Origin of the sequence: Micromonospora sp. M51, from assembly GCF_018070305.1 — a bacterium.
GTDB classification, from domain to species: domain Bacteria; phylum Actinomycetota; class Actinomycetes; order Mycobacteriales; family Micromonosporaceae; genus Micromonospora; species Micromonospora parva.
The window spans coordinates 1-6,571 of the sequence record NZ_JAGPXZ010000314.1; the positions used below are offsets into that span (position 1 = coordinate 1).

Annotated in this window: 7 protein-coding genes; 2 read left to right on the forward strand and 5 right to left on the reverse strand. The window is 70.5% G+C overall.

Annotated elements, in window-relative coordinates:
- Positions 1–450: inorganic phosphate transporter (locus KBX53_RS17745; RefSeq protein ID WP_210860453.1), on the forward strand; the 450-nt coding region annotated here is incomplete at its 5' end.
- Positions 451–506: 56 nt separating this feature from the next.
- Here the strand turns inward: KBX53_RS17745 and KBX53_RS17750 are convergent.
- The gene (locus KBX53_RS17750) at positions 507–1,475 is read right to left on the reverse strand and encodes a Gfo/Idh/MocA family protein (RefSeq protein WP_030327782.1); all 969 of its coding nucleotides are present in this window, start codon (positions 1,473–1,475) and stop codon (positions 507–509) included.
- Positions 1,476–1,706: 231 nt separating this feature from the next.
- Here KBX53_RS17750 and KBX53_RS17755 point away from each other — a divergent pair, with 231 nt between their 5' ends.
- A complete protein-coding gene (locus tag KBX53_RS17755) occupies positions 1,707–2,540 on the forward strand; it encodes an NUDIX hydrolase (protein ID WP_210860455.1) in 834 nt (277 codons plus the stop codon).
- 178 nt (positions 2,541–2,718) lie between these two features.
- Here KBX53_RS17755 and pstB read toward each other — a convergent pair whose 3' ends face one another.
- From pstB to pstS, 4 genes are all read right to left on the reverse strand, one after another.
- Positions 2,719–3,495, reverse strand: coding sequence for a phosphate ABC transporter ATP-binding protein PstB (gene pstB / locus KBX53_RS17760; RefSeq protein ID WP_030327780.1), 777 nt, complete (start codon positions 3,493–3,495; stop codon positions 2,719–2,721).
- A gap of 17 nt (positions 3,496–3,512) precedes the next feature.
- On the reverse strand, positions 3,513–4,601 hold the full coding sequence (gene pstA, locus KBX53_RS17765; protein WP_030327779.1) for a phosphate ABC transporter permease PstA: 1,089 nt from the start codon (positions 4,599–4,601) through the stop codon (positions 3,513–3,515).
- A complete protein-coding gene (gene pstC, locus KBX53_RS17770) occupies positions 4,598–5,689 on the reverse strand; it encodes a phosphate ABC transporter permease subunit PstC (protein ID WP_030327778.1) in 1,092 nt (363 codons plus the stop codon). Before pstC ends, pstA begins: the two co-directional genes overlap by 4 nt.
- A gap of 34 nt (positions 5,690–5,723) precedes the next feature.
- On the reverse strand, positions 5,724–6,571 hold an 848-nt coding region (gene pstS / locus KBX53_RS17775; RefSeq protein WP_210860457.1), incomplete at its 5' end, for a phosphate ABC transporter substrate-binding protein PstS.

Below are 6,571 nucleotides of genomic sequence, written 5' to 3' on the forward strand. Positions count from 1 at the left end.
GTCGGTCACGGCATGCAGGACGCCGCCAAGACCATGGGCATCGTGGTGCTGGCGCTCTACACCGGTGGTTTCCAGGAGAGCAAGACGCACATCCCGGGCTGGGTGTTCTGGACCTCGGCGACGATGCTGGCCCTCGGCACGTACGCCGGTGGTTGGCGGATCATCCGCACCCTCGGCCGCAAGATCATCGACTTGGGGCCGCCGGAGGGCTTCGCCGCCGAGACCGTCGCCAGCGCGGTGCTCTACTTCAACGCCCTGGTGCTGAAGGCGCCGATCTCCACCACCCACACCATCACCTCGGCGATCATGGGTGTCGGCGCGACCAAGCGACTCTCCGCGGTTCGCTGGAACGTGGCCGGCAACATCGTGCTGGCCTGGATCATCACGTTCCCGGCCGCCGCACTGATCGCGTGCCTGACCTACCTGCTGGTCCGGCCGCTGTTCGGCTGAGCGCACGAAAGGGCCCCCGGTCACGGTCTCGCCGTGGCCGGGGGCCCTTTGCCTGTTCAGACGTACCGGACGCCGATCTGCTCGCGGACCGTGTCCAGCAGGGCCATCACCTCAAGGGTGGTGGCATGCGGCACCACCGGGCTCTCGGTCAGGCCGGCGGCCAGGCAGCGCTGCACCTCGATCGCCTCGTACTGGTAGCCGTTGCCGGCCTCGTCCGCTGTGAACGTCTCCGGCTCGGCGCCGGCCCGGTGCAGTGTGAACGAACCCGGTCGGAAGAACGGCTCCGGCACGTCGATCCGCCCCAGGGTGCCCGTGATCGAGGCGGTCTGCCCGCTCAACCCGACCATGCCGCAGCTCAACGTCGCCAGCGCTCCGGTGTCGTAGCCGAACAGCATGCCGGTGTTCTCGTCCGTCCCCTCCGGGCCGAGCTGCGCCCAGGACCGGATGTGCTGCGGCACGCCGAGCAGCAGGTGGGCCAGGCTGATCGGGTAGATCCCCAGGTCCAACAGGGCGCCTCCGCCCAGCGCCGGGTTGCGCATCCGGTGCTCCGGCGGGAACGGCCCGGCCACCCCGAAGTCGGCCCGGACGCCGCTCACCGTGCCGATCGCCCCGTCCGCGATCAGCTCGACCATCCGCAGGATCATCGGGTTCAGCCGCATCCACATGGCCTCCATCAGGAAGACCCCGGCGGCGCGGGCGGTGTCCACCAGCTCGGTGCTGGTGGCCAGGTCGAGGGTGAACGGCTTCTCCAGCAGCACTGCCCGCCCGGCGGTCAGGCAGGTCATCGCCGCCTCGTAGTGCGCGGAATGCGGGGTCGCCACGTAGATCGCGTCCAGCTCCGGGTCGGCGGCCAACTCCACCCAGGAGCCGTAGGCGCGCTTCGCGCCGTACGTGTCAGCGAAGCGCTGTGCGCTCTGCGCGGCGCGGGAACCGACCGCCACCAACTCGGCGTCCGGCACCAGCCGGAGGTCTTCGGCGAAACGGCTGGCGATGTGGCCGGTGGCCAGGATGCCCCAACGAGTCATGCCGAAACGCTAACCGAGCCAGCTGAACCTCCCGCTGCCCGGCCCGCTGCCCGGTCTGCGGCCCTGCTGCCACACCCCGACCCGACGCCTCGGGCCTGACGGCCTGACGAGCGTGATGCCTCTGAGGCATTTTGATGCCTCAGAGTCATCCCGCTCAAATCGTCGACCGAGCCACCGCTCATCGCCCCAGCGCGCGGCCGGCGTTCCGCTGTCGGGAACTAGGCTCGCGGCATGACGATCGACAGTGCCGGCTTCGCCGCCCCGGCAGCCCTGGTCGAGCACGCCCGCCGGTTCCAGGCCGAGGGTGGCACCCCGGCCACGCCGCGGGTCGCGGCCACCGAGCTGCGGCTGCGCCCGACCGATGCCGACTTCGAGGTGTACGTCATCCGCCGGGTCGCCGCGATGACGTTCGGCGGGATGTACGCCTTCCCCGGCGGCGGGGTGGACCGCTCCGACTCGGAGGCGCACCTGGACTGGGCGGGGCCGACACCGGGCGAGTGGGCGGGCCGGCTCGGCGTGGCTTCGGACGCCGCGCAGGCGGTGGTCTGTGCCGCCGCGCGGGAGGTCTTCGAGGAGGCGGGTGTGCTGCTCGCCGGCCCGAACCGGGAGACCGTGGTGGGCGACGTCAGCGGCGACGACTGGGAGGCGGCCCGGCAGGACCTGGAGGGTCGCCGGCTGGGCTTCGCCGCGCTGCTCGCCGACCGGCAGCTCACCCTCCGGTCGGACCTGCTGCTGCCGTGGAGCCGGTGGATCACTCCGGAGTTCGAGCCGCGGCGCTTCGACACGTACTTCTTCGTGGCCCTGCTGCCGGCGGGGCAGCGGACCCGCGACGTCTCCGGCGAGGCCGACCACACCCTGTGGATCCGGCCGGCGGACGCGCTGGCCCGCGCGCGGGCCGGGGAGCTGACCATGCTGCCACCGACAATGGTCACGCTGGCCCAGGTGGCGGCGGCCGGCGACCTGGCCGGTGTGGCGCGGGCGGCGGCCGACCGGGACGCCGCCACCCCGATCACCCCGCGCCTGGACCTCCCCCCGAACGGCGAACCCCGCTTCGTCCTCGCCTGACCCGCACCGCTCGCGTCCCGCCCCTCAGCCAAGATCGCGACCCGCACCGCTCGCGTCCCGCGCCTCAGCCAAGATCGCGCTCGAACAGGGAAGTAGTGGCCTCACGGCGCGCCGAGACCACTACAACCAGGATCGAGCGCGATCTTGGCAGGTTCCTCGTGGAGCGGGAACCGGCGGCTCAGCCGAAGCGGCCGGTGATGTAGTCCTCGGTCTTCTTCACGCTCGGGTTGCTGAAGATCTTCTGGGTGTTGTCGTACTCGATCAGCCGGCCCGGGTCGCCGGTCTTCTCGATCGAGAAGAAGGCGGTCCGGTCCGACACCCGCGCGGCCTGCTGCATGTTGTGCGTCACGATGATGATCGTGAACTTGTCCTTGAGCTGGAACATCAGGTCCTCGATCGCCAGCGTGGAGATCGGGTCCAGGGCGGAGCACGGCTCGTCCATCAGCACGACCTGCGGCTCGACAGCGATGGTCCGGGCGATGCAGAGCCGCTGCTGCTGACCGCCGGAGAGGCCCGCGCCGGGCTTGCCCAGCCGGTCCTTGACCTCGCCCCACAGGTTCGCGGCGCGCAGGGCCTTCTCGGCCGCGTCCTCCAGGATCGACTTCTTGCGGACCCCGTTGAGCTTCAGCCCGGCCACCACGTTCTCGAAGATGCTCATGGTGGGGAACGGGTTCGGCCGCTGGAAGACCATGCCGATCGTGCGCCGGACCGCCGTGACGTCCACGTCCCGGTCGTAGATGTCCTGGTCGTCGATGGTCAGGCTGCCCTCGACCCGGGCCCCCGGCAGCACCTCGTGCATCCGGTTGATCGACCGCAGGAACGTCGACTTGCCGCAGCCGGACGGCCCGATGAGGGCGGTGACCGTCTTCGGCTCGACCGTCAGGTTGATGTTCTCGATCGCCTTGAAGCCCCCGTAGTACGCGGTGACGTTCGTGGCGGAGACGCGCTTGGCCATGGTGGTACCTCCGGGGTTCATCGGCTGAGCCTGTTGCGACGGGCCAGCAGCTTCGCCGCGATCGTCAGGATGAGCACGAGGGCGACCAGGGTGAGTGCCGCGGTCCACGCCCGTGCCGGGGCGTACTTCGACGCGTCGCCGGCCTGCTGGTAGACGAAGAGGGACAGCGACGACTGGTTGTTCTCGAAGGGGTTGGTGTTGATCGCCGCGCCACCGCCGGCGACCAGCAGCACCGGCGCGGTCTCACCGGCCGCGCGGGCGATGGCGAGCATGACGCCGGTGACGATGCCGGGCAGCGCCGTCGGCAGCACCACCCGCAGGATGGTCTTCCACTTGGGTACGCCGAGCGCGTACGCGCCCTCGCGCAGTGGCGCCGGTACGAGGCGGAGCATCTCCTCGGTGGACCGGACGATGGTGGGCAGCATGAGCACGCTCAGCGCGAGCGCGGCGGCGAAGCCGGAGAAGCTGGGCCGACCGTCGTTGAACCACGGCGACACGATCAGCACCCAGAACGCCAGCACGAAGAGGCCGGAGACGATCGACGGGATGCCGGTCATCACGTCCACGAAGAACCGGATCGCGAAGGCGAACTTGCCCCGCCCGTACTCGACGATGTAGATCGCGCAGAGCACGCCGAGCGGGACGGTGATCAGGGTGGCGATACCAACCTGCTCCAGGGTGCCGACGATCGCGTGGTACGCGCCGCCGTTGGCGTCCCGGGCCCCGATGTTGTTCATCGAGGTCTGGAAGAAGTTGGCGTCCAACCGGCTGGCGCCCTTGCTGACCAGCGTCCAGACCACCGACACGAGCGGCAGCACCGCCAACACGAAGGCGGAGTGGATCAGGGCGCTCCAGGTGCGGTTGCGGGCCGAGCGGCGCCCCTCGACCGCGTTGGCGGCGGTGAAGAGCCCGACCAGGTAGAGGATCGCACCGAGGACGACCACGAGGACCGGGCCGCCGACGCCGGCGCCGTAGACGATCACGGCGGAGAGCGCCAGGGCCACCACGGCGATGGCCGGGGCGGCGTACCAGGGCAGCCGCTTGGCCCGCAGCGAGTCGGGCTGGGCCGGCGGCCGGGTGCGGTGGGAGGTGGCGGTTGTGGTCATGCGGCCGACTCCGTGAACTCCCGGCGGCGGTAGATGATCGCCCGCGCGGTGATGTTGACGATCAGCGTGATGGCGAACAGCACCAGGCCGGAGGCGATCAGAGCGCCACGGCCGGTCGCGTTCGCCTCGCCGAACGCGTTGGCGATGTTGGCGGCGATGGTGTTGCCGCCGTTCTGGATCAGGTTGAACGAGATGCCGAAGGTGATGCCGAGGGTCAGTGCCAGGGCGATGGTCTCGCCGAGCGCCCGGCCGAGGCCGAGCATCATCGCGGCGATGATGCCGGGGCGGCCGTAGGGGAGCACCGCGGTGCGGAGCATCTCCCAGCGGGTGGCCCCCAGGGCGAGGGCGGCCTCCTCGTTCGCGGTGGGCGTCTGGAGGAACACCTCGCGGGAGAGCGAGGTGATGATCGGCAGCACCATGATGGCGAGCACCAGGGCGCCCAGCATGACGGACGCCCCGAAGGGGCCGTCGCCGCCGAAGAGCGGGATCCAGCCGAAGTGCTGGTTCAGCCAGACGGAGAAGTCCCGGACCGGGCTGCTGAAGACGTCCCGTCCCCAGAGGCCGAAGACCACGCTCGGCACGGCGGCGAGCAGGTCGACCAGGAAGCCGAGCGTGGTGCCCAGCCGGCGGGGTGCGTAGTGCGAGAGGTAGAGGGCGATGCCCAACGCCACCGGCACCGCCATGAGCAGTGCCAGCGCCGAGCTGAGCACGGTGCCGAAGGCGAGCGCGCCGATGCCGAACTTCGGCTGTGTCTCGTTGGGAGACCAGCCCTCGTAGGACCAGAAGTTCTCGGTGTTGGCGCGCAGGGCCGGCACCGCCTTGACGACCAGGAAGATCGCGATGGCGGCGATGATGACCAGAACGGCGGTGCCGGCGGCCAGTGTGAGACCGCGGAAGGCCCGCTCGGCGCCGAACCTACGGCTGCGCGGCAGCGCGCCGCCGCCGCCCAGCCCGGTGCCGCCCGGGGTACGGGTGCTGACTGGTGCCTCGGCCACACGCGCCGAGGCACCGGCGGGCCACTCGTGACTCTGGGTCACGCGCGTCCCGCCGGTGCCGGCGTCGGCCGAGCGGTGGGGGGTTTCACCCATCTGCTCGCTCGATTCGATTGCGGAGTGGTGTCGGTCAGGAGATGTTCTTGACTGCGGCCTCGACCTTGGTGCGGACGCTCTCCGGCAGCGGGGCGTAGCCCAGCTCGGTCATGGCAGCCTGGCCCTCGGTGCTGGCGGCGTAGCCCAGCAGACCCTTGACCAGCGGCAGCTTGTCGGCGGCGAGGCCCTTGCTGCAGACGATCTCGTACGTCGCCAGGACGATCGGGTAGGCCCCGGCCTCCTTGGTGTTGTAGTCGATCGACAGCTTGAGGTCGTCGCCCTGGCCCTCGACCTTGGCGCCGGCGATGGTCTTGCCGGCCGCCTCGGCGGTCAGCGCGGCGAACTCGCCCGCACCGTTACCGATCTTGGACATCTTCAGGCCGGCGTTCTCGGCGAACGACCACTCCATGTAGCCGATGGAGCCGTCGGCACCCTTGACCCGGCTGGCCACGCCGTCCGAACCCTTGGCGCCGGTGCCGCCCGGGGCCTTCCACGCCTTGGCCTTGCCGAAGGTCCAGTCCGCCTCGGCGGTCTTGGAGAGGAAGTTGGTGAAGTTGTCGGTGGTGCCCGACTCGTCCGAGCGGTGGACGGTCTGGATGGTGGTCGCCGGGAGCGTGGCACCCGGGTTGTCGGCCTTGATCGCGGCGTCGTCCCACTTGGTGACCGTGCCGGCGAAGATCTTCGCCAGGGTGGCCGGCTTGAGCTGGAGGTTGTCCACGCCGCTGACGTTGTAGGCGACGGCCACCGGGCCGATCACCATCGGCAGGTGGATGGCCTTGCCGCCGACGCACTTGGCGTCGGCCTGCGGCTGCTCCTCCGGCTTGAGCGCGGAGTCGGAGCCGGCGAAGTCGGCGGTCCCGGCGATGAACGCCTGAATACCGG

What these genes read in the sequence shown, in the direction of transcription:
- KBX53_RS17750 (WP_030327782.1), bottom strand. Translation starts at nt 1,475, where the DNA reads ATGACTCGTTGGGGCATCCTGGCCACCGGCCACATCGCCAGCCGTTTC.
- pstC (WP_030327778.1), bottom strand. Translation starts at nt 5,689, where the DNA reads ATGGGTGAAACCCCCCACCGCTCGGCCGACGCCGGCACCGGCGGGACG.
- pstB (WP_030327780.1), bottom strand. Translation starts at nt 3,495, where the DNA reads ATGGCCAAGCGCGTCTCCGCCACGAACGTCACCGCGTACTACGGGGGC.
- pstA (WP_030327779.1), bottom strand. Translation starts at nt 4,601, where the DNA reads ATGACCACAACCGCCACCTCCCACCGCACCCGGCCGCCGGCCCAGCCC.
- KBX53_RS17755 (WP_210860455.1), top strand. Translation starts at nt 1,707, where the DNA reads ATGACGATCGACAGTGCCGGCTTCGCCGCCCCGGCAGCCCTGGTCGAG.